The 20,920-nt window shown below is 37.2% G+C and carries 16 protein-coding genes and 1 riboswitch; of the genes, 11 read left to right on the top strand and 5 right to left on the bottom strand.

Annotation, left to right across the window (positions count from 1 at the left end; translation table 11 throughout):
• Positions 1–8: 8 nt before the first annotated feature.
• Together SH601_RS03705 and SH601_RS03700 are read right to left on the bottom strand one after the other, a co-directional pair.
• Positions 9–887, bottom strand: a complete 879-nt coding sequence (locus SH601_RS03705; protein WP_319956901.1) for an SGNH/GDSL hydrolase family protein — start codon at positions 885–887, stop codon at positions 9–11.
• A 232-nt stretch (positions 888–1,119) separates the two neighbouring features.
• A complete protein-coding gene (locus tag SH601_RS03700) occupies positions 1,120–2,790 on the bottom strand; it encodes a PLP-dependent aspartate aminotransferase family protein (protein WP_319956900.1) in 1,671 nt (556 codons plus the stop codon).
• A 77-nt stretch (positions 2,791–2,867) separates the two neighbouring features.
• Positions 2,868–2,980: riboswitch (SAM riboswitch) on the bottom strand.
• A gap of 285 nt (positions 2,981–3,265) precedes the next feature.
• On the opposite strand from SH601_RS03700, the gene cls reads away from it, so the two are divergent.
• The 5 genes from cls to SH601_RS03675 all read left to right on the top strand — a co-directional run bounded on the left by cls (position 3,266) and on the right by SH601_RS03675 (position 9,579).
• Positions 3,266–4,708, top strand: a complete 1,443-nt coding sequence (gene cls / locus SH601_RS03695) for a cardiolipin synthase (RefSeq protein WP_319956899.1) — start codon at positions 3,266–3,268, stop codon at positions 4,706–4,708.
• Between the two features lie 26 nt (positions 4,709–4,734).
• Positions 4,735–6,618 (top strand): ABC-F family ATP-binding cassette domain-containing protein, encoded by a 1,884-nt coding sequence (locus tag SH601_RS03690; RefSeq protein ID WP_319956898.1) that lies wholly within the window; start codon positions 4,735–4,737, stop codon positions 6,616–6,618.
• On the top strand, positions 6,618–7,856 hold the full coding sequence (locus SH601_RS03685; RefSeq protein WP_319956897.1) for an aminopeptidase: 1,239 nt from the start codon (positions 6,618–6,620) through the stop codon (positions 7,854–7,856). Before SH601_RS03690 ends, SH601_RS03685 begins: the two co-directional genes overlap by 1 nt.
• An 87-nt stretch (positions 7,857–7,943) precedes the next feature.
• Positions 7,944–8,849: a nuclease-related domain-containing protein gene (locus tag SH601_RS03680; RefSeq protein WP_319956896.1), complete on the top strand. Its 906-nt coding sequence runs from the start codon at positions 7,944–7,946 to the stop codon at positions 8,847–8,849.
• Positions 8,850–8,874: 25 nt separating this feature from the next.
• Positions 8,875–9,579 (top strand): hypothetical protein, encoded by a 705-nt coding sequence (locus tag SH601_RS03675; protein WP_319956895.1) that lies wholly within the window; start codon positions 8,875–8,877, stop codon positions 9,577–9,579.
• A 20-nt stretch (positions 9,580–9,599) separates the two neighbouring features.
• Here the strand turns inward: SH601_RS03675 and recQ are convergent, their stop codons facing one another.
• Entirely contained in the window at positions 9,600–11,369 is a 1,770-nt protein-coding gene (gene recQ, locus SH601_RS03670; RefSeq protein ID WP_319956894.1) for a DNA helicase RecQ, read from the bottom strand.
• A gap of 197 nt (positions 11,370–11,566) precedes the next feature.
• On the opposite strand from recQ, the gene SH601_RS03665 reads away from it, so the two are divergent.
• Entirely contained in the window at positions 11,567–13,423 is a 1,857-nt protein-coding gene (locus tag SH601_RS03665; RefSeq protein ID WP_319956893.1) for a cation:proton antiporter, read from the top strand.
• 3 nt (positions 13,424–13,426) lie between these two features.
• On the opposite strand, the gene SH601_RS03660 is transcribed toward SH601_RS03665, so the two are convergent.
• On the bottom strand, positions 13,427–13,606 hold the full coding sequence (locus SH601_RS03660; RefSeq protein WP_319956892.1) for an SE1832 family protein: 180 nt from the start codon (positions 13,604–13,606) through the stop codon (positions 13,427–13,429).
• Positions 13,607–13,925: 319 nt separating this feature from the next.
• Between SH601_RS03660 and SH601_RS03655 the strand changes: the two genes are divergently transcribed.
• The 4 genes from SH601_RS03655 to SH601_RS03640 all read left to right on the top strand — a co-directional run bounded on the left by SH601_RS03655 (position 13,926) and on the right by SH601_RS03640 (position 17,736).
• Positions 13,926–14,495: a TRAP transporter small permease gene (locus SH601_RS03655; RefSeq protein ID WP_319956891.1), complete on the top strand. Its 570-nt coding sequence runs from the start codon at positions 13,926–13,928 to the stop codon at positions 14,493–14,495.
• A gap of 51 nt (positions 14,496–14,546) precedes the next feature.
• Positions 14,547–15,821, top strand: a complete 1,275-nt coding sequence (locus SH601_RS03650; RefSeq protein WP_319956890.1) for a TRAP transporter large permease — start codon at positions 14,547–14,549, stop codon at positions 15,819–15,821.
• 58 nt (positions 15,822–15,879) lie between these two features.
• A complete protein-coding gene (dctP, locus tag SH601_RS03645) occupies positions 15,880–17,004 on the top strand; it encodes a TRAP transporter substrate-binding protein DctP (protein WP_319956889.1) in 1,125 nt (374 codons plus the stop codon).
• Positions 17,005–17,226: 222 nt separating this feature from the next.
• Positions 17,227–17,736, top strand: a complete 510-nt coding sequence (locus SH601_RS03640) for a GNAT family N-acetyltransferase (RefSeq protein WP_413775096.1) — start codon at positions 17,227–17,229, stop codon at positions 17,734–17,736.
• Between the two features lie 85 nt (positions 17,737–17,821).
• On the opposite strand, the gene SH601_RS03635 is transcribed toward SH601_RS03640, so the two are convergent.
• Complete coding sequence (locus SH601_RS03635) at positions 17,822–18,904, bottom strand: AI-2E family transporter (RefSeq protein ID WP_319956887.1); 1,083 nt, start codon at positions 18,902–18,904, stop codon at positions 17,822–17,824.
• A 180-nt stretch (positions 18,905–19,084) separates the two neighbouring features.
• Between SH601_RS03635 and SH601_RS03630 the strand changes: the two genes are divergently transcribed.
• Positions 19,085–20,803, top strand: a complete 1,719-nt coding sequence (locus tag SH601_RS03630) for a phospho-sugar mutase (RefSeq protein ID WP_319956886.1) — start codon at positions 19,085–19,087, stop codon at positions 20,801–20,803.
• Positions 20,804–20,920 lie beyond the last annotated feature (117 nt).

The following is a 20,920-nucleotide window of genomic DNA, read 5'->3' as shown; positions in this document are numbered from 1 at the left end:
GTCATCCTTTAGTTTTGTTCGCCTTGTAAGTTGTTTTCTAAGTATTCCATTACGCGTTCTGCCATTAGTTGGTACCCACTGTGATTCGGATGAAAATTATCATCTGCAAAGACATTCTCTTCTTCATATTGAAAAATATCTTGCATCGGAATATAGTGCACTTGTTCAAATTGATTAGTTACCTGCAAACTTTCATTGTTCCATCTAGTGACAATCTGATTAAGTGCTTCAATTTCACGAAAATATTGATCAAAGGGATTAAAGAAACCTAATAAATAAATCTCTGCATCAGGCTGTACAGCAATAATTTCATCGAATATTTCTATTAAACGGTCTCGGTATGGTCCACGTCCTGATGTGAAAGGCTCTTCTGTTAAATTCATAAAATTGTCTTTCATAATTTGCATAATATCATTCGCACCAATGGTAATAAGGACAAAGTCTGCTTTTTGTAATGATTCTGTTATCTCTTCGTTTTCCCTCAATCTTTTCAATAAATGATCTGTACGATTCCCACGGACACCATAATTATCGAACGTGACCTGGAAGTTTTCTTCTTCTAATCGTTCTTCTATGATCCCTATATAACCACCATTATTCGCTTCATCCCCGACCCCTTGTGTTAAGGAATCCCCAATTGCGACAACGTGTGCATCTTTTTTGAAAAAACTAATTGCTTCCATTACAGCATCACGGACGCTTTGTCCAATTGACTCGTTTTCGTTGGTTTCCTCTTTGGTCGCTTCTTCATTTGTTTCTTCATTTGCATGTGGCTGTGTACTTGTATCATCTATTTCGTCATTTTTGCTGTTAGTAAGTAGTAAAAATAAAGAAATTCCAACAGCAAGAAGAGATACTATTAGAATTAAATACATCTTTTTTTTCATCATCTAACACCTTCAATTTAATATTACCCGCAATCTATCGTTGCTAACATTCCATTTATTTCAAGATATGCAATGCCGTAGTGAGACATGTTTGTTTTGTATCATATCATATCATACGAAGGAATTAAGGGTAAATAGGCAATAAGACCGCTCCTATTCTAAATAAGAGCGGTCCTTAATTATATATATTTATCTTGGGGAGATAAATAACGATATTCTGGGAGAAAACGAATTATTCTCCGCGGCGTAGGCGATCTGCTTCTTTAAATGGACATTTACCTTCAATAACAATTTGTCCATTTGCTTCCGCCTTTTGTTTTACTGCAATATCTGCTTCTTTTTCAGCAAACCAGATGATTTTTGCTTTATTTGTATAAATACTCGCTGCATCTGTGCGATCGGTAATAAATAAAATATCGATTTCGCTTTCTGCAGCATGCGCTGGAATAACCTGATAGCCTAGCTTCGTTAGCTTTTGTAGTACCTCAGAAGCCTCGATGTCATCGTTAGTAGCGATGATTTTAGAGCGAATTCCACCATCTTCTCTGGCAAAAGGTGAAGAGAGAGCCCACGAAATAGCTTGTTCGTGATTTGATTGAATGGTTGGCTCACTATTTGTTGCTTTGGCAATTGCCTGATCAAGATCGGCGATGATATCAGCAGATGTTTCAATTCCGACAGATAATCGAATTAATTCTTCTGTCACACCAGAGGTTTTTAGTTCCTCTTCATTTAATTGTTGGTGTGTAGTAGAAGCAGGGTGGATAATAAGTGATTTTGCATCACCTACATTCGCAACATGTGACCATAAATGAATATGATCGATTACTTGACGCCCAGCTTCTCTGCCGCCTTTTATACCAAAGACGATGATCGAACCAAAATGATTAGCTAAATATTTTTTAGCCAATTGATGGGACGGGTGACTTTCAAGACCTGGATAGGAAACCCATTCTACTTGTGGATGATTTTCTAAATAGTGAGCAATCGCTTTAGTATTTTCACTATGTCGCTCAATCCGCAAGTGTAATGTTTCAAGTCCTTGTAAGAAATAAAAGGCATTTTGTGGACTTAATGACGGCCCAATATCTCGAAGCAATTGCACACGTAATTTCGTTGCAAATGCAGCAGGTCCAATATCAATCCCGAATCGAATACCGTGATAGGTCTCATCTGGCTCGGTAAATCCTGGGAAGCGTTCTGTATTCCAATTAAATCTACCACCGTCTATCACAACACCACCGATCGATGTTCCGTGACCACCAATCCATTTTGTAGCGGAATGAACGACAATATCCGCTCCCCAGCTAATTGGTTTACATACATAAGGAGAGGCAAATGTATTATCAATAATTAACGGTACACCGTGTTCATGTGCTATATCGGCAATTGCCTCAATATCAAATACATTTAAGCTAGGGTTTGTAATCACCTCACCAAAGATGGCTTTTGTCTTATCTGTAATAGCAGAACGGAAATTTTCTGGATCTGTCCCATCAACAAATATCACATCAATCCCGTATTTCGGTAATGTTTTATTGAATAAATTAAATGTTCCACCATATAAATTACTGTCAGCGATAATTTCATCTCCAGCATTAGCAAGATTCAAGATAGCTAACGTGATGGCAGAAGCCCCTGAAGCAGTACCAACTGCTGCAACACCGTCCTCTAATAATGCCATACGCTGCTCAAATGCATCGACTGTCGGATTCATTATGCGTGAATAAATGTTACCTGGCTCTGCTAGCGCAAATAAATTTTGTGCATGCTCCGTACTATTAAATACATAAGAAGTAGTTTGATAAATAGGCACTGCACGAGCATTTGTTGCTGGATCTATTTGTTGTCCACCATGTAATAAGTTTGTTTCGTCACCAGGAAATTGAAAAGAATTTGTCATTATGTAGCCTCCTCAAATAATTTAAAAACCTCTTCTGGACAAAAGTAAGAAGAGGTTGAAGTATTTGAGTCGTCCTCCTCTTATCTGCCAGGTCACACCTGTAGGATTTAGCACCATGTCCATATTGCTATTTAAATGGAAGGTTGCTGGGCTTCGTAGGGCCTATTCCCTCTGCCACTCTAAATAAGAGTTATCACCTATTTGATTGAATGATTTTTATTATAAGGGATCGTTTTCAAACCGTCAATAATAATTCAGAAAATTTAATCTTTTTAAAGATCAGTCTCGCTTTGGAGTTGATGAGTTAGCAAAGGTTTTTGCATGAAATATCCTGTATAAACATAAATTACATATGCTTTGAATAATAAGCATGATCCCTTTTGTTAGATAGTGTTTTTATGAATAGTGTTTGCTATTAGCTTCACTATAATTGTGCTATATTATAGGAAGTGGGATAGAAGAGAGGGGGCTTCATATGGAAATTTTTCAACTAATTGCTAGTGCCAGTTTAATTTTTAATATTCTCTTGTCGATTACCATTATTTTTTTAGAACGTAAAAATCCAACCGCTACATGGGCATGGGTTTTGGTACTAACATTTATCCCGATTGCAGGATTTATTTTATATTTAATATTTGGACGTAAACTTAGTAACAAAGCACTTTTTACTTGGGATGCCAAAAGTAAACTAGGGTTAAAGAAATCGGTCAAACAGCAGCTCGAGGAACTAAAAAATGGAGAATTCTCTCTAAACGATTCGAGAATGTATCAGTATAAGGATTTATACTATTTACATTTAACAAATGCTGATGCTATTTTTTCTCAAGATAATGATATACAAATTTTTACTAATGGAAATAGCAAGTTCGAATCTTTATTAACAGATATAAAAAATGCGACAGATCATATCCATTTACAATATTATATCGTTCGATCCGATCATTTAGGAGAACGATTGGCAGACGCTTTGATTGAGAAAGCAAAAGAAGGAGTCGAAGTACGCTTTTTGTATGATGATTTAGGCTCGCGCTCGTTAAAGCAAAGACTAGTTCGAAGAATGCGCAAGGCAGGAGCAGAGGTAGAGGGATTCTTTCCTCCATTAATCCCGAAAGTGAATTTGAAAATTAATCATCGTAACCATCGTAAAATCGTTGTGATCGATGGTGCGGTAGGTTATATCGGAGGCTTTAATATTGGGGATGAATATTTAGGACAGGTCAAACGTTTTGGGTATTGGCGTGATACCCACTTGCGAATTAGGGGAAGCGCCGTGAAGCAATTGCAAACTCGTTTTATACTTGATTGGAATCAAGCATCTCGTCATGAAATCATTTATCATTCACGTTATTATAACGCTATTCCAGCAGGTAATATCGGGATGCAAATTGTTTCGAGCGGTCCTGATTCAGAATGGGAACAGATCAAACATGGCTATATTAAAATGATTATGTCGGCAAAGGATTATATTTTTATTCAAACACCATATTTTATTCCAGATGAAAGTCTGTTAGATGCACTAAAAATTGCTAGCTTATCTGGTGTTGATGTTCGCGTCATGATACCGAATAAACCTGACCATCCTTTTGTTTATTGGGCTACTTATTCCTATATCGGGGATTTATTAAAAGCAGGAGCAACAGCATATGTTTATCAAAAAGGATTTTTACATGCTAAAATGATAGTAGTCGATAGTAAGATTGCATCAGTCGGAACAGCGAATATTGATGTTCGTAGCTTCCGCCTTAACTTTGAAGTAAACGCCTTTTTATATAATGAAACAATGGCAGAAATGCTTGTTGATGAGTTTGAAAAAGATATGGAAGAATCTACTAATCTTACGTATTCATTATATAAACAACGCTCCTTCTGGATTAAGGTGAAAGAGGCTGTTTCAAGGTTAATTTCACCTATTTTGTAGGTAATGAGAGAAAGGATAAGATGATTATGCGCACGATAAAAATAGAGAATCTAGTCAAAACATATGGAGAGAAGGTATTGTTTGACGGAATCTCGTTTGCAATCACAGATAATGACCGAATTGGCTTGATTGGGGTCAATGGTACAGGAAAGTCTACGTTACTGAAAGTGATTGCAGGTATGGACCAAGCTGAGGCTGGTACGACCACCCATCCGAATGATTATAGAATCGAATATTTAGACCAAGATCCACAACTACAAGAGGAAGATACCGTTCTTGATCATATTTATCACGGTGATGCCGAAATAATGGTGACGTTAAGACAATATGAGTCAGCTGTATTAGCGTTAGAAAAAGACCCAGAAAGTGAACAAGGACAACAACAACTTTTACATATGCAAGAAAAAATGGATCAGCTAGAGGCTTGGGAGGCTATGACCGTTGCCAAAACGATTTTAACGAAGCTAGGTGTACCAGCGTTTGTTCAAAAGATTGCGAACCTTTCTGGTGGACAGCGTAAACGTGTTGCAATTGCTAAAGCTTTAATTCAACCAGCAGATTTATTAATTTTAGATGAGCCGACTAACCACCTTGATAATAATACAATTGAATGGCTAGAAGAGTTTTTACCGACATACCAAGGTGCTATTTTACTTGTTACGCATGATCGGTACTTCCTAAATCGTATTACAAATCGTATTTTTGAACTGGATAAGGGGAAACTCTATACCTATGAAGGTAATTATGAAACCTTTCTAGAACAAAAGGCATTACGGGAAGAACAAGAATGGCAGGCAGAGCAAAAGCATAAAAATATCTTGAAGAAAGAGATCGCTTGGCTCAAAGCAGGTGTCAAAGCAAGAACGACCAAACAAAAAGCACGAATCGATCGCGTTCATCAAATGAAAGAAAAAACGTTTGACACAAATAAAGAGCAACTCGATTTTCAAGTAGGTTCTACCCGTCTAGGTAAGAAAGTAATGGAAATAAAGGGATTGAGTAAACAGTATAATGGTAAGGTGCTGTTTAAGGATTTCGATTTCTTACTAAATCCAGGTGATAGAATTGGTATCGTTGGTGCGAATGGAAGTGGCAAAACAACATTACTCAATATGCTTGCTGGTCGCATTCAACCAGATGCAGGGACTATTGATGTCGGGGAAACAGTAAAAATCGGTTACTATACACAAAATCATCCAGCGCTTGATGATGATGTGAAAATAATTGACCTAGTCCGTGATGTAGCAGAAGTTGTTCATACCGTGGATGGAAGTGTGATTACGGCAGAGCAAATGCTGGAACGCTTTTTATTCCCAAGATCCCAACAGTGGACATATGTAAGGAAATTATCTGGTGGTGAACGACGTAGGTTATATTTATTAACGGTGCTAATGCAGGAGCCAAACGTACTTTTCCTTGATGAGCCAACGAATGATTTAGATACCGAAACGTTAGCAGTGCTGGAAGATTATTTAGAGCAATTTCCTGGTGTTGTCATCACGGTATCACACGATCGTTATTTCTTAGACAAGACAGTAGAGCAAATTATCGCCTTTACCGGTAGTGAGACATTGACATTCTTTTACGGAAACTATTCAGCGTTTCGAGAAGAAGCACAAGCTTTGGAATTAAAGCAAGTTAAACAGGCACCAAAACAAAAGCCAAAGCGACAGAAGAAAAAGTTATCCTACCATGAACAAAAAGAATGGGAAACGATTGAGGATGAAATTGCAGAGTTAGAAGCAGAACTTGAGCAGATTGAAATTGAAATTGCTGAAGCGGGTAGCGACATTGGCAAGATTCAACCACTGTATAATAAACAAGGTGAAGTGGAAGAACAGTTAGAAGTTAAAATGGCAAGATGGGAAGAGCTATCCCTTTTGATAGAAGAAATGAAGGAGGAGTCATAATGGCTGAAAAACATTTACAAGAAAAATATGCAGAATTAGCATTGAAAACAGGTGTTAATCTTCAAGAAGGACAAGCATTAGTAATTAACTCAACAATTGAAGGAGCAGATTTTACTAAAATCGTTGTCCGAAAAGCTTATGAAATGGGTGCGAAAAATGTACATATTAACTGGTCAGATGATGAGCTAACTTATTTGAAGTATAGCTATGCACCAGAAGAAGTATTGACAGATGTTCCTGAATGGCAAGTGAAAAAACAATTATCTTTTGCCGAAGATGGAGCGGCAATTATGAATATCCGTTCAACAAATCCAGATTTATTGAAGGATATTGATCCTGCTAAAGTAGCCAAAGCAACAAAAGCAGCTGGTGAAGCAATGAAAGAGTTCCGTAAATATACGATGAATGACCGTATTCCGTGGACCATTATTTCTATTCCAACAGGTGATTGGGCACAAAAAATCTTCCCAGAAAAATCAAAAGAAGATGCCATCGAAAGTCTATGGGAAGCAATCTTCCAGATTGTTCGTGTGGACCAAGAAGACCCAATTGCAGCGTGGGATGAGCACAATAAAACATTGCGCCAAGCACGTGAATATTTAAATGAAAAGGCGTATAAAGCATTGATTTTTAAATCGGAAGGTACAGATATCCGTTTTGAATTACCGGAAGGCCATATTTGGAAAGGTGGATCTGCCAAACTTCCTAACGGCAAAGACTTCAATCCAAATATGCCAACAGAAGAAGTTTTCACCATGCCGCATAAATATAAAGTAGACGGAAAAGTAACTGCAACAAAACCACTTGTATATGGCGGTAACATGATTGATGGTTTCAGCTTAACATTCAAGGATGGTAAAGTAGTTGATTTTGAAGCAGAGCAAGGCTACGATACATTAAAACATTTATTAGAAACAGATGAAGGTTCAGTAAGACTCGGAGAACTTGCATTAGTACCACATGCATCTCCAGTTTCTCAATCTGGTTTGATTTTCTATAACACATTATATGATGAAAATGCGTCATGCCACATTGCTTTAGGAAAAGCATATCCGACAAACCTTGAAGGTGGATCAGATATGAATGAAGACGAATTAGATAAGCATGGTGTAAATGATAGTTTAGCACACGTTGATTTCATGATCGGTTCAGCAGATTTAGATATCGACGGTGAAACTGCCGATGGACAAAAAGAACCTGTATTCCGCCAAGGAGCATGGGCGATCGATTTTGAATAAGTAAAAAGTAAGTCTCCTAGTTTTTGACTAGGGGACTTTTTCCATTTACAATAAAGTGGTAATCCTATTTAGAAAGGGGACATGCCTATGCTCAAGAAACCATTGCTAAAAACGTATGAGTTGTCCATATTTGAAACATTGCAGGAACGACTACCTTTTTCCAAGCAAGCATCAAGTTATTACCACAATTTGCAATTAGGTTACCAAGGTGAGAAAGAGTGGGAATCTCTGCTGCAGCAACAGTTGAATGGATATGTAATTGTGCTCAGCGACATGAGATTTGAAGTAGGAACCTCCACTTTCCAAGTCGATTCACTCTTATTAACAGGTGACAGCCTTCTCCTTTTTGACGTTAAAAATTTTCCAGGTGATTACAAATATGAGGAGAGGCGGTGGTACAAGCTGCCGAACAAAGAGATTAATAATCCCCTTTTACAACTGATGAAAAATGAAACATTGATGAGACAACTTCTTCAGCAATTGGACGTTAATCTTCCAATTGAATCCTATGATGTCTTTATCAATCCTGCATTTACCCTCTACCAAGCGCCAGTAAGTAAACATTTTATTTTCCCAACCCAACTAGATAGATTTATCACTTCTATGAATAATAGAGCCCCGATTACAAAATTTCACCATGACCTAGCTGCGCAACTGATGTCGTTAGATATTGGTGCTTATCCCCACCCTAATATCCCAACATATGAATTCACGCAATTAAAAAAAGGGTTGAGATGTGGGGAGTGCTGTAAGTTATCAATGGAGGTAGTAGGTCGGAAGAGCATATGCAGAAAATGTGGTAAATCAGAGCCAAACGCGGATGCCCTTTTGCGAAATATTAAAGAGTTCCGATTGCTTTTTCCTAAGGAGAAATTGACGACAAATGTAGTTTATGATTGGTGTGGGGAAGGGTATTCTCAGAAAAGTATAAAGAGATTGCTTGAGGCAAATTTCAAACGTGTTGGAACTAATAAGTGGGTGTATTATGTTTAGTCTCATGGACACAAGAGGAAGAAAAGTGAAAGTTATGTCCATGAGAAGCAGCTTCATGGACACAACACGGAAAAAAGTGAAAGTTATGTCCATGAGAAGCAGCCTCATGGACACAACAGGGAGAAAGACGAAAGTTATGTCCGTGAGAAGTAGCCTCATGGACATAACAGGGAGAAAGGTGAAAGTTATGTCCATGAGAAGCAGCTTCATGGACACAAGAGGAAGAAAAGTGAAAGTTATGTCCGTGAGAAGCAGCCTCATGGACACAACAGGGAGAAAGACGAAAGTTATGTCCGTGAGAAGTAGCCTCATGGACATAACAGGGAGAAAGGTGAAAGTTATGTCCATGAGAAGCAGTCTCATGGACACAACAGGGAGAAAGACGAAAGTTATGTCTGTGAGAAGCAGTCTCATGGACATAACAGGGAGAAAGGTGAAAGTTATGTCCATGAGAAGCAGTCTCATGGACACAACAGGGAGAAAGACGAAAGTTATGTCTGTGAGAAGCAGTCTCATGGACACAACAGGGAGAAAGACGAAAGTTATGTCCGTGAGAAGCAGCCTCATGGACACAACAGGGAGAAAGACGAAAGTTATGTCCATGAGAAGCAGCTTCATGGACACAAGAGGAAGAAAGGTGAAAGTTATGTCCGTGAGAAGTGTTCTCGCACATAAAAAATATGTCTTTGAGAGCAAAATTTCTCAAGGACATATAATCTCAACTATTTGAATTAAAGTATAAAAGTAACTCTATTCTCCTTCAACAAAACATTTCAAAAACACTTCGCCGTATTGCTCGAATTTTCGTTCGCCGATTCCGTGGACTTGGAGCATTTCGTATCGTGATTGTGGCTTCACGACGGACATTTCTCGTAAGCTTTTATCAGAGAAAATAACGTATGGTGGTACGCCTTGTTGGTCTGCCAATGATTTCCGTAGTCTACGCAATTGTTCGAACATTTCTGTATCGTAATCTGTTACTTCTTTTTTCTCGACTTTTGCTGCTCGGATAAATACTTTTTCTTCGCCTTTTAAGACAGGAATTGCTCGACTGGTCAGACGCAAAACAGGATAGCGCCCCCCTTCGGAAGCTAGAAAATCCTCTGCTATTAAAAATTGGATGAAGGATACGACTTCTTTTTCTGTTTTTTCCTTCATTAGACCGTATGTTGGTAGACGATCGAATCGAAATTGTTTCACTTTTTGGTCGTTAGAGCCTTTTAATACTTTTGCGACTAGATTGGCACCAAAGCGCTCATTCATTCGTTTGACACAGGATAGAACCATTTGGGCTTCCTTTGTCTGCTCAACTTTTTCCCAATCGCTTTGGCAATTAGAGCAGTTGCCACATGAGTCTTTGGAAGAAACAGTGTCGTTAAAGTAGCGAAGAATATATTGCTGCAAACACTGGTCTGTATGACAATAATTGATCATTGCTTGGAGCTTGTCATATTCCCCTTTCTTTTTTTCTTCATTCATTTCGGATTGGTCGATTAAATATTTTTGTAACGTAATATCTTGACCGGAGAAAAGAATAATGCACTGACTTGGTTCACCATCACGTCCAGCGCGACCAGCTTCTTGATAATAACTTTCTAGATTTTTTGGTAACGCGTAGTGTAAAACATACCGAACATTCGATTTATCAATGCCCATTCCAAAAGCATTTGTTGCTATCATCACGCGTGTATTGTCATAGATGAAATCATTTTGTGCTTGTTTTCTAGCATCTTCAGACATTCCAGCATGGTATTTACTGACAGAGAACCCCTTTTCGTTTAATAAAAAATATAATTGGTCAACCTGTTTTCTTGTGACAGCATAGATAATCCCTGTTTCATCAGGGTGTACGCGCAAGTATTCTGCGATATAGTTTTGTCGATCATGTCCTTTGACAACTTGAAAGCTTAGATTATTACGCGCAAAGCCAGTATTGACAACAGCATTGTCTTCTACATTTAGAAGCTTTTGCAAATCGTCGATGACTTCGGCGGTAGCTGTTGCGGTTAAACCAACAAGTACAGGTTTGTGGCGCAATTGTTTAACAGCTTGTGCAACAGTTCGATAACTAGGACGAAAATCGTGACCCCATTGTGAAATACAATGTGCTTCGTCAAAAGCGATCAATGCGATATCTATGGAATTAATGGCATTAAAAAAAGCATTAGAATCAAAGCGCTCTGGTGCAACATAAACAAAGCGATATTTGCCACTTCGGATTTCAGCTAAACGATCGAATTGTTCTTCTGTTGTAAGGGAACTGTTTAGATATGTAGCCGCAACACCAATAGATTGCAAGGCATCTACTTGATCTTTCATTAAAGAAATGAGTGGGGAAATAACAAGTGTAACACCATTTTGTGCAAGTCCAGGAATTTGGTAACAAACTGACTTTCCACCGCCAGTTGGCATGATGGCAAGTGTATTTTGTTCACTTAGAATTTGATCGACAATTTGTTGTTGACCAGGACGGAAATCGCTATAACCGAAATATTTTTGTAATAACTCTAACGTATTCATGCGTGATCATCCTTTTTATTATTTCACTTTTAGCATAACATTTTTTGCTGGTAATACCCATCACAATTAAGCGAAAAAAAATAGTTGAAATTAAATGATTTACAACTCAACGATTAACCTTTAAAATGATGAAAGCTTCAGTTAAGTAAATTAATAAAAGAAAAAAATAGATAAATGAAAAAATGTAAGGGGGAATGATGATGGACTCATTATTGATCACACTTATGCTTATAGCTGTTCTAGGTGTAGGATCACAATGGATAGCATGGAAATTTCGATTGCCGGCAATTGTTGTTATGTCGATAGCTGGTTTATTAGCAGGGCCCATTTTGGGTTTGATGAATCCGGAGGAAGCCTTCGGTGATTTATATCGACCGTTTATTTCAATAGCTGTAGCGATTATCCTTTTTGAAGGAAGCTTGAATTTGAACTTCAAAGAGGTAAAAGGTTTAGGTAAGCCTGTTTTTCGTATTGTCACATTAGGGGCATTTCTTGCGTGGATTTTAGGCTCATTAACTGCACATTATGTCGCAGGATTATCTTTAGCCGTGTCTTTTGTTATTGGTGGTATCTTTATTGTAACAGGACCGACCGTTATTTTACCATTATTAAGACAGTCTAAATTAAAGCCAACTCCAGCAAAGATTTTAAAGTGGGAAGGAATTGTTGTTGACCCCTTCGGTGCTTTACTTGCTGTTTTTGCCTTTGAATTTATTTTATTCCTTTCATCAGATGGTCGTGATGCAACAGCGTTATTATTTTTCTTATTAGCGGCATTATTTGCTGTAGTGCTTGGTATTATTTTCGGAAAAGTGACAGGATGGATGTTCGAAGCTGGTCATATTCCAGAGTATTTGAAATCACCAATTGTGTTTGCAGCTGTTATTGCCTGCTTTATTATTGCAGACGAAGTGAAGCATGAAACAGGACTTTTAGCTGTTACCGCAATGGGGATGACATTAGCTAATTTAGGTATTTCATCTATCAAAGACATGCGTCATTTCAAAGAAAATATCTCTATGCTGTTAATTTCAACCGTGTTTATTTTATTAACAGCCTCACTAACAACAGATACATTAATGGATGTATTCCGACCGGAGATCATTGGTTATGTGTTATTGATGTTATTTGTTGTTCGTCCGTTATCGATTTTCTTATCGACGATTAATTCAGGCTTGTCAGTTCAAGAAAGGACATTAATAGGATGGATTGCCCCAAGAGGGATTGTAGCATTAACAGTAGCAAGCTATTTTGCTACAGTATTAGCAGATGAAGGGTTTGAAGGAGCTTCTTTAGTTACTTCCTTGACGTTTGCGTTAGTATTTTCAACGGTTGTTGTGCATGGTTTTTCTATTGGTTGGGTAGCGAAAAAGTTAAACCTTTCTTCAGAAGGAAATCCAGGTGTGCTAATTGTAGGTTCCAACCGCTTTACAAATGCGTTAGCTATGGTCATGCGTGAATTGAAGATTCCAACTGTTATCGTAGATTCTTCATGGGATCGCTTAAACCGTGCACGTAAAGCAGGGGTTGCACATAATCATTGTGAAATTCTATCGGAGCAGACTGAATATACGATGGACTTTACACCTTATGATTATTTATTATCTGCCACAGAATATGATTCTTATAATGCGTTAGTTTGTTCTAACTTAGTTCCTGAATTTGGAAGGAAAAATGTCTATCGTTTATCGAGACAAAACAATAGTGGAGATGATTTAGTCGACATTGATCATACTATTGGTGGAATAGAAGTATTTTCTCCGGGTGAAGGTATTGAGGATTTGAAATTTAAATTGAAGAGTGGGTATGTTCTACGTAAAACAATGATAACAGAACGCTATTCTTATGAAGATTATTTGCAAGATCGTGATAAAGAAACAGTTCTTTTATTCACATTAAAGCAATCTAAGCAAATTGAATTCTTTGTGGATAAGAGAGAGGCAACAGCGGCACCAGGTGATACAATTGTTAGCTTATCTCCACCAAGTAAAGAGTTTCATAAAATAAAAGAAAAACTAGAGAAAAAAAGAAGTGAAAAAGCTAGCAATGAATAATTGCTAGCTTTTGTTTTGCAATTTTTGACGTAAAAGAGAGATTTCGTTGGCTAATCGGTCTAATTCTTTCTCGTTATATTCTGTGTTCGCACCAACATAATTCAGCTTTTCAAGATCTGCAGATAATCTGGTATAGTCTGCTTTTAAGTCTTCAATTTCTGCCTCAATTTCTTGTCTATTCATCCTCGTCACCTCGCATATAAATTACGGTTCTGTGTAATTAAGCGTAAAGCAGTGTGTACAGATAGTAAAGCATTTTTTCGGAACAATCATTTCCACAATATAAAATTGGATAGCTTTTTTGAAGGATACTGTATCATACGAAAGGAAATGACACTATATATCCAGGAAACGCATTCATTTTTTTGAGAGATGAGTATTTGTAAGTTAATGAAGCTCAATCAAGTTATAGCAAATTTGTTAACGATGTACCATTTTTTGTACCATTAATTATAGTGATAAGTTCATGAAGTGGTCCTTTAAAGAGGAGGAATAGAAAAAAGTGAAAGTCTTTCGCTGGTTAGACAGAGTGTTAATGAAGCTTGAGGAATTTATCCTAAGCTTTGCGATTATATTAATCTCAATTATGATTGTTGGCAATGTAATAGCACGTGAAGTATTTAACTCTGGTGCGTTTTATTTTGCATATGAAGTAAGTAAGTTCGCGATTGTTATTGCAACATTCATGGGGATTGGTTATGCCGCAAGAAAAGGAAGACATATAAGTATGTCCGCATTCTATGATTTTGCACCTTTTAAAGTGCGTAAAGTGATGATGATTATCATCAACTTTGTTACAGCAGTTGTTATGTTTTTAATGACCTATTATTCGTACAGTTATGTCATGTTTGAGTATGACACAGGAGCAATTACGACTTCGTTACAGTTACCAAGATATTTAATGGCTATATTTATTCCAATTGGTTTCTTTACTGCAGGTATTCAGTTTGTTAGAAATACGATTGTTAACTTTAGTGCAAAAGCAAAAGATAAAGTGTATTTAGGTATTGATGCCGTTGATTATAATGATGAGAAGAAAAAAGATGTGAAATTGGAGGATATATCGATCTAAACGGCATGAGTGAAATGGATACGGTGAATAAAATGTAGAGAGGAAAAAGATATGTTAACGACATTATTATGCATAATGGTCATATTATTGTTGCTTAATTTTCCAATGATGATACCGCTTATTTTAGCGCCTGTCGTCGTGATGCTTATTTTTAATCCGAATTTAAGTATGGATTTGTTGATGGGGCAATTACTGACAGGGATTGAATCACCGGTATTATTATGTGTACCATTGTTTATTTTTGCAGCAGATATTATGACGTCAGGAAAAACATCTAATAGATTATTAGATTTTATTGGAGCTTTTGTTGGACATATTCGTGGAGGATATGCCGTAACAACAGCTGCAGCATGTACGATGTTTGGGGCTATTTCAGGTTCTACGCAGGCGACGGTTGTAGCGATTGGTCGACCAATGCGTGAAAGATTATTAAAGATTGGCTATAAAGATTCTAATGCAATGGCATTAATCATTAACTCTAGTGATGCAGCACTTTTAGTTCCGCCTAGTATTGGAATGATTATTTATGCGCTTGCAGCAGGATCGGGTGTATCTGTTGGTGAATTATTTATCGCAGGTATCATTCCGGGGCTTATGGTGTTTTTAGCGTTTGCTATATATAGTGTGATCTATGCAAAGGTTAAAAATATTCCATTAGCGGAAAGAGTAACATGGCCAGATCGATTTAAGTTTTTCCGAAAAGCATTATTGCCACTTGGTTTTCCTATTTTAATTATTGGTGGTATTTATACAGGGATTTTTACACCTGTTGAAGCATCAGGTATTTCCGTTTTGTATGCGTTAATCTTGGAAGTATTAATCTTTAAAACGATTCCATGGAAGAAGATTCCTAGTATTGCATTATCAACAGGTCTAGTTACATCAGCGGTATTCATTTTAGTTGCTGGTGGACAATTATTTACATGGGTGCTTGGTTATGCAAGAATTCCACAACAAATTACAGAAGCAGTGTTAGGCACTGATCCTAGTGCGCTTTATGTATTGATTATTGTTAGTATTTTCTTCTTTATAGGTTGTATGTTCGTTGACCCGATTGTGGTGATTTTAGTGTTAACACCAATTTTTGCACCTGCAGCAGAGCAAGCTGGTGTAGATTTAATCCATCTTGGCATTATTGTAACCTTCCAAGCAGCATTAGGATCAGCTACACCACCATTTGGCGTCGATATTTTTACTGCTAGTGCGGTGTTCAAGAGGCCGTATTTAGAAGTAATCAAAAGTACACCACCGTTTATTATTATGCTATTAATCATCGGTGTGTTACTCGTACTATTCCCAGAACTATCGTTAATTTTAGTTAATTAAGTGAGTAAAGCAGGCTAATCAAGTCCTGCTTTCATATATTAAAAACTATTAGGGGGTAATGATCATTTTTAACAAGAAATTTTTTCTTTTGATGATCTCCATTTTGACACTGAGCTTTTTATTAGTTGCATGTGGTGGAGATAGTGAGGACGAAGGGACAGAAGAAGAGCAAACAGAAGAAACGGGCGAAGGTGAAGCTGACGGGGAAGAGGCAGCTGGAGATTTCGAAGAACAGTCATGGCAATTTGTAACAGAAGAAACACAAGGTGAAGTTCAATACGAATATGCAGCAGAATTCGCTAACCGGATTAGTGACAAGACTGGTGGAGCTATTACAGTAGAACCATTAGAATATGGTGCGCTAGGTAGTGAAGTGGACCAAGCGCAACTATTACAACAAGGCGGAGTCCAACTTGCTGTTATGTCACCAGGTTTCACAGGTGGCCAAGTCCAAGATGGACAGATCTTCTCTCTTCATTATTTCTTCCCAGCTGATGAAGAAAAAGTTCAAGAAGTTTTAACGAATAGTGAAGCTTTAAATCAAGATTTACGTGCGAAATATGAAGAGCATAATATTTCACCACTTGCATATTGGACAGAAGGATCTACTGCATGGTCAAGTAATGCGGGAATTGAATCCCCATCTGATTGGGAAGGACTTAATGTACGTGTACAAGAGTCTCCATTAATGCGTGAATCATATGATGCATATGGTGCAACCGTACAATCTCTAAGCTGGAGTGAACTATATACAGCGTTAGATCGTGAAACAGTTGATGCACAGGAAAACCCTCTCTTCTTTATTGAATCAGCAAGCTTCCATGAAGTACAAGATACTGTAACCATTTCACATCATAACAACTATGTAGCAATGACAACTGCTAACACAGATTGGTACAATGGTCTCGATGATAATGTGAAAGCAGTTGTAGATGAAGTGATTACAGAGATGCAAGATTGGGTATTTGACGAGCAACAAAGTCAAAATGAAGCAGGACTTGAAGCGATCAAAGCAGATACGGACAATCAAACCGAAATTATTGAATTAACAGATGACCAAATTGCAACATTTAAAGAAAAAGCTGAACCGGTACATGAATACTATCGTGATGAAGTAGAAGGTATTGACCCAGCGATTTTCGATAAACTGAAAGAGGAAATTGAAGAAGTAACAGGTGAATAATGTTTGGAGAAAAAGTCTTGGCTACGGCTAAGGCTTTTTTTGTTATAACAGTTCGGTTTCTGAATCAAAAAATAAAAGAATCAATGGGCAGAAGCTTCCTACTTTCTATGGAAAATTTAATAAAATGAATTCGCTTCCATTGACGATACAGGCAAATACCCATATACTTGAATTATCTGATGTTTCAGAAAAAATGATAAGGGAGCTGATAAAGTGAAGCCAATGATGAAAAAGTGTACATTAGAAGATCTGTCAATATTGCAGGACATTAGTACAGAAACGTATAATGAAACCTACAGTCATTTAAACACACCAGAAAACATTCATGAATATTTAGAGCAAGCCTTCAACACGGATCAATTAATAAAAGAATTATCCAATCCATCCTCAACATTTTTATTCCAATATGTAGATAACGTCATAACAGGTTATATCAAAGTTAATGAAGCAGATGCCCAATCATATCAAATAGGTGATAATGCCTTAGAAATTGAACGAATTTATGTGAGGAATTCTTTTCATGAGCAAGGTTTAGGACGATTACTATTAAAGACAGGCATTGATATAGCATATGAAAGAGGGAAGAGTGATATTTGGCTAGGTATTTGGCGTAAGAATAAAAATGCGATTGATTTCCATGAAAGAATGGGATTTGAAAAGAGAGGTTCTTATTCGATTTTTATCGGGGATGAAGAGCACGATAATTATATTATGGTCAAGAACCTTAGATAGAGAACAGATAACTTATTACGATAAAAGGTAGCAGAGGCTTTCGCCAACATATGTGGCGAAAGACCATGGTACCATTTTTATTGGTTCAAAATATATCCGGATCTTTTTCAGGTTGTTTCTTCTGCCACTCGCCATAAAAATGTGAAATAATTGTTTTCACAACCGCATAGGCTGGGATGATAAATAACAGTCCTAAGAATCCCGCAATACCTCCTGCAGCTAAAATGAGCGTAATAACCGTTAAAGGGTGAATCTTTAATGCTCTACCCATCACGTTAGGTGAAATGAAATTACTTTCTATCTGTTGTGCGACGATCATCACGATAGTTGCCCAAAGAGCAATAATTGGTGATTGGAAAAGACCGACAATAATCGCTGGAACCGCAGAAAGAAATGGACCGACAAACGGAATAAAGTTCATTACTAATCCGAATAATGCTAAGGCGAGTGAATATTCAAGTCCTATAATTAAATAGCCAATATACAACATAATCCCAACACAGAAACTAACAATAAATTGTCCTTGAATAAAGGATGATAACGTATGATTAATGTTTGATGTTAATGTTCTAAAGCTTTTCGCCTTACTAGGACTCAGGAATTGCGAGATGAACGGTACAAATTTATATCCATCCTTTAACATAAAGAACAAGAAGAATGGAATTAGGAAAAAGGCGAACACAAAGCTAAAAATTTGTCCGATTACACCGATAATTCCAGATGTTATGCGATCGGCATATTGACTAATGTTATCAATTACATTTTGTAAGGTATTTTCAAATTGTGGTGGTATAATATTTTGGTTTGCTTGCCACATATCAAATAGTTTGACAGAGCTGTCCACCATTTTTGGAACATTATCAACGAATTTAGAGAATTGCTGTTGAACTGCAGGAGCGATAAATGTAACGATAATCGTAATAACAGCAATAATCAATAGGAAGATAATAAACGTACCAATAATCCGAGGCACTTTTTTTCTTTCTAGCCAATTAACGAGCGGATTCGTAATATAAAAGATAATACCAGCACCGATAATTGGTACTGCAATGGCTGTTAAATAGGCACCAATGGGTTCAAATACGAATGTCGTTAAAGAGATTAAATAGATTAATGTAAAAATCAATATAGCTGTTACGAGTATACGTATGCTTTTTTTCTCAAACAAAAATGCCACAACCTTTATTAATTAGATTAAGTAGTTTTATTCTATCATATTATATGGAAATAATGGTAACGTAACTAATGTTTTTAGTTGACTTATCCATATATTTCAATAACAATAGAAACGAAAAGTATACTGTGCTAATATATATGATATAAAACGTTTTGCTAAGGGGGAACTTGCATGACATGGCAAGAAAGATTGGATAAATGGAAATCATACGCACAACTTGATCAAGATTTATCCAACCAATTAAACGAGTTAAAGGATAATGAGAAGGACTTAGAAGATTCCTTTTATAAGGATTTAACATTTGGAACAGGTGGTATGCGCGGCATGCTAGGACCTGGAACGAACCGAATGAATATTTATACAGTACGTAAAGCGGTAGAAGGACTCGCTAATTACATAACAAAAAATGTGGAGCATGCAAAAAACAGAGGGGTTGTTATTGCATATGATTCTCGTTACATGTCACAGGAATTTGCAGTAGAGGCTGCTAAAGTACTGGGAGCCCACGATATTCAAGCATATGTATTTGAAACATTGCGCCCAACACCACTGCTTTCTTTTGCTGTTCGTTACTTACATACAGCTGCAGGTATTATGATTACTGCAAGCCACAATCCACCTGAATATAATGGGTTTAAAGTCTACAATGAAGATGGTGGACAAGTTCCATTAAAAGAGGCTGCTGCTATTATTGAAGAAGTGAATAAGGTAGAAGATGAACTACGAGTTGATGTAAAAACACAAGCTGAAATAGAAGAAGCAGGACTACTTACATGGGTAGGCGAAAAAGTAGATACAGCATATCTCCAAGCTGTGAAAACGATTCAAAAACAAACAGATGAAAAAACATTAAATGTAGTGTTTACACCTTTACACGGTACGGCACATGATCTGGTCTTAAAAGGGTTAGATCAAATTGGTTTTAAAAATGTCCATGTAGTGGCAGAGCAAGCACACCCGGATCCAGAGTTTTCAACCGTTACGTCACCGAATCCAGAAGAGCATCAAGCGTTTGAAATGGCGATCGAGCAAGGGAAAGACATAAATGCTGACATCCTTATTGGGACAGACCCTGATGCGGACCGATTAGGTGTTGCGGTTCAGGACGGTAAAGGATCTTATCAAGTATTAACAGGTAATCAACTAGGTTCTCTACTACTAGATTACACGTTATCACATACAAAGGATGAGCAACTAGCACATGGTCAAGTAATTAAAACGATTGTTACAACGGAAATGGGTCGCGCGATTGCTTCTCATTATGGCGTGAATACGATTGATACGTTGACAGGCTTTAAATTCATTGGGGAAAAAATGAAACAATTTGAATCAGATGAACGAAACTTCCTCTTTGGCTATGAAGAAAGCTACGGTTATTTAATGGGTGACTTTGTTCGTGATAAAGATGCTGTCCAAATAGCAGTAGCAGCATGTGAAATGGCGAACTACTGGAAGAATCAAGGTAAAACATTGCTAGAAGCTTTAGATACTTTATATGCAAAACATGGCTACTATTTAGAAGGATTACAATCATTAACATTAAAAGGAAAAGACGGTGCAGAGCAAATTGCTGCTATTATGGAAGATATCAGAAAAAATCCTTTCGTTCAATTAGGTGGATTAAAAGTTGTCGCAGTGGAGGATTACGCAAGTAGCAAACGTCAATTACCGTTAGAAGAGAAAGAAGAAGATATCACATTGCCGAAAGAAAATGTGATGAAATTCTTATTAGAAAATGATGCATGGGTATGCTTCCGACCATCTGGTACAGAACCAAAAATTAAGAGCTACTTTGGTGTGAAAACAGATTCAGCAGCTGGTAGTCAATCACTATTAGCTACAATTCAAGCGGAAGTAGAGGAAAGAATTGAGCATATCATCCATGCATAGAGAGGAAAGAATAAGCAAAACCTACTTCTATCACAAGATGGTATAGGTAACTTGTTTGACATCTCGAGCAAAAAGATATATATTGATAATATATAAAGGGGAGTAGCTATTACAATA

Source organism: Gracilibacillus pellucidus, from assembly GCF_033949965.1.
GTDB lineage: Bacteria > Bacillota > Bacilli > Bacillales > Amphibacillaceae > Gracilibacillus > Gracilibacillus pellucidus.
This window is presented reverse-complemented; position numbering and strand designations above follow the sequence as displayed.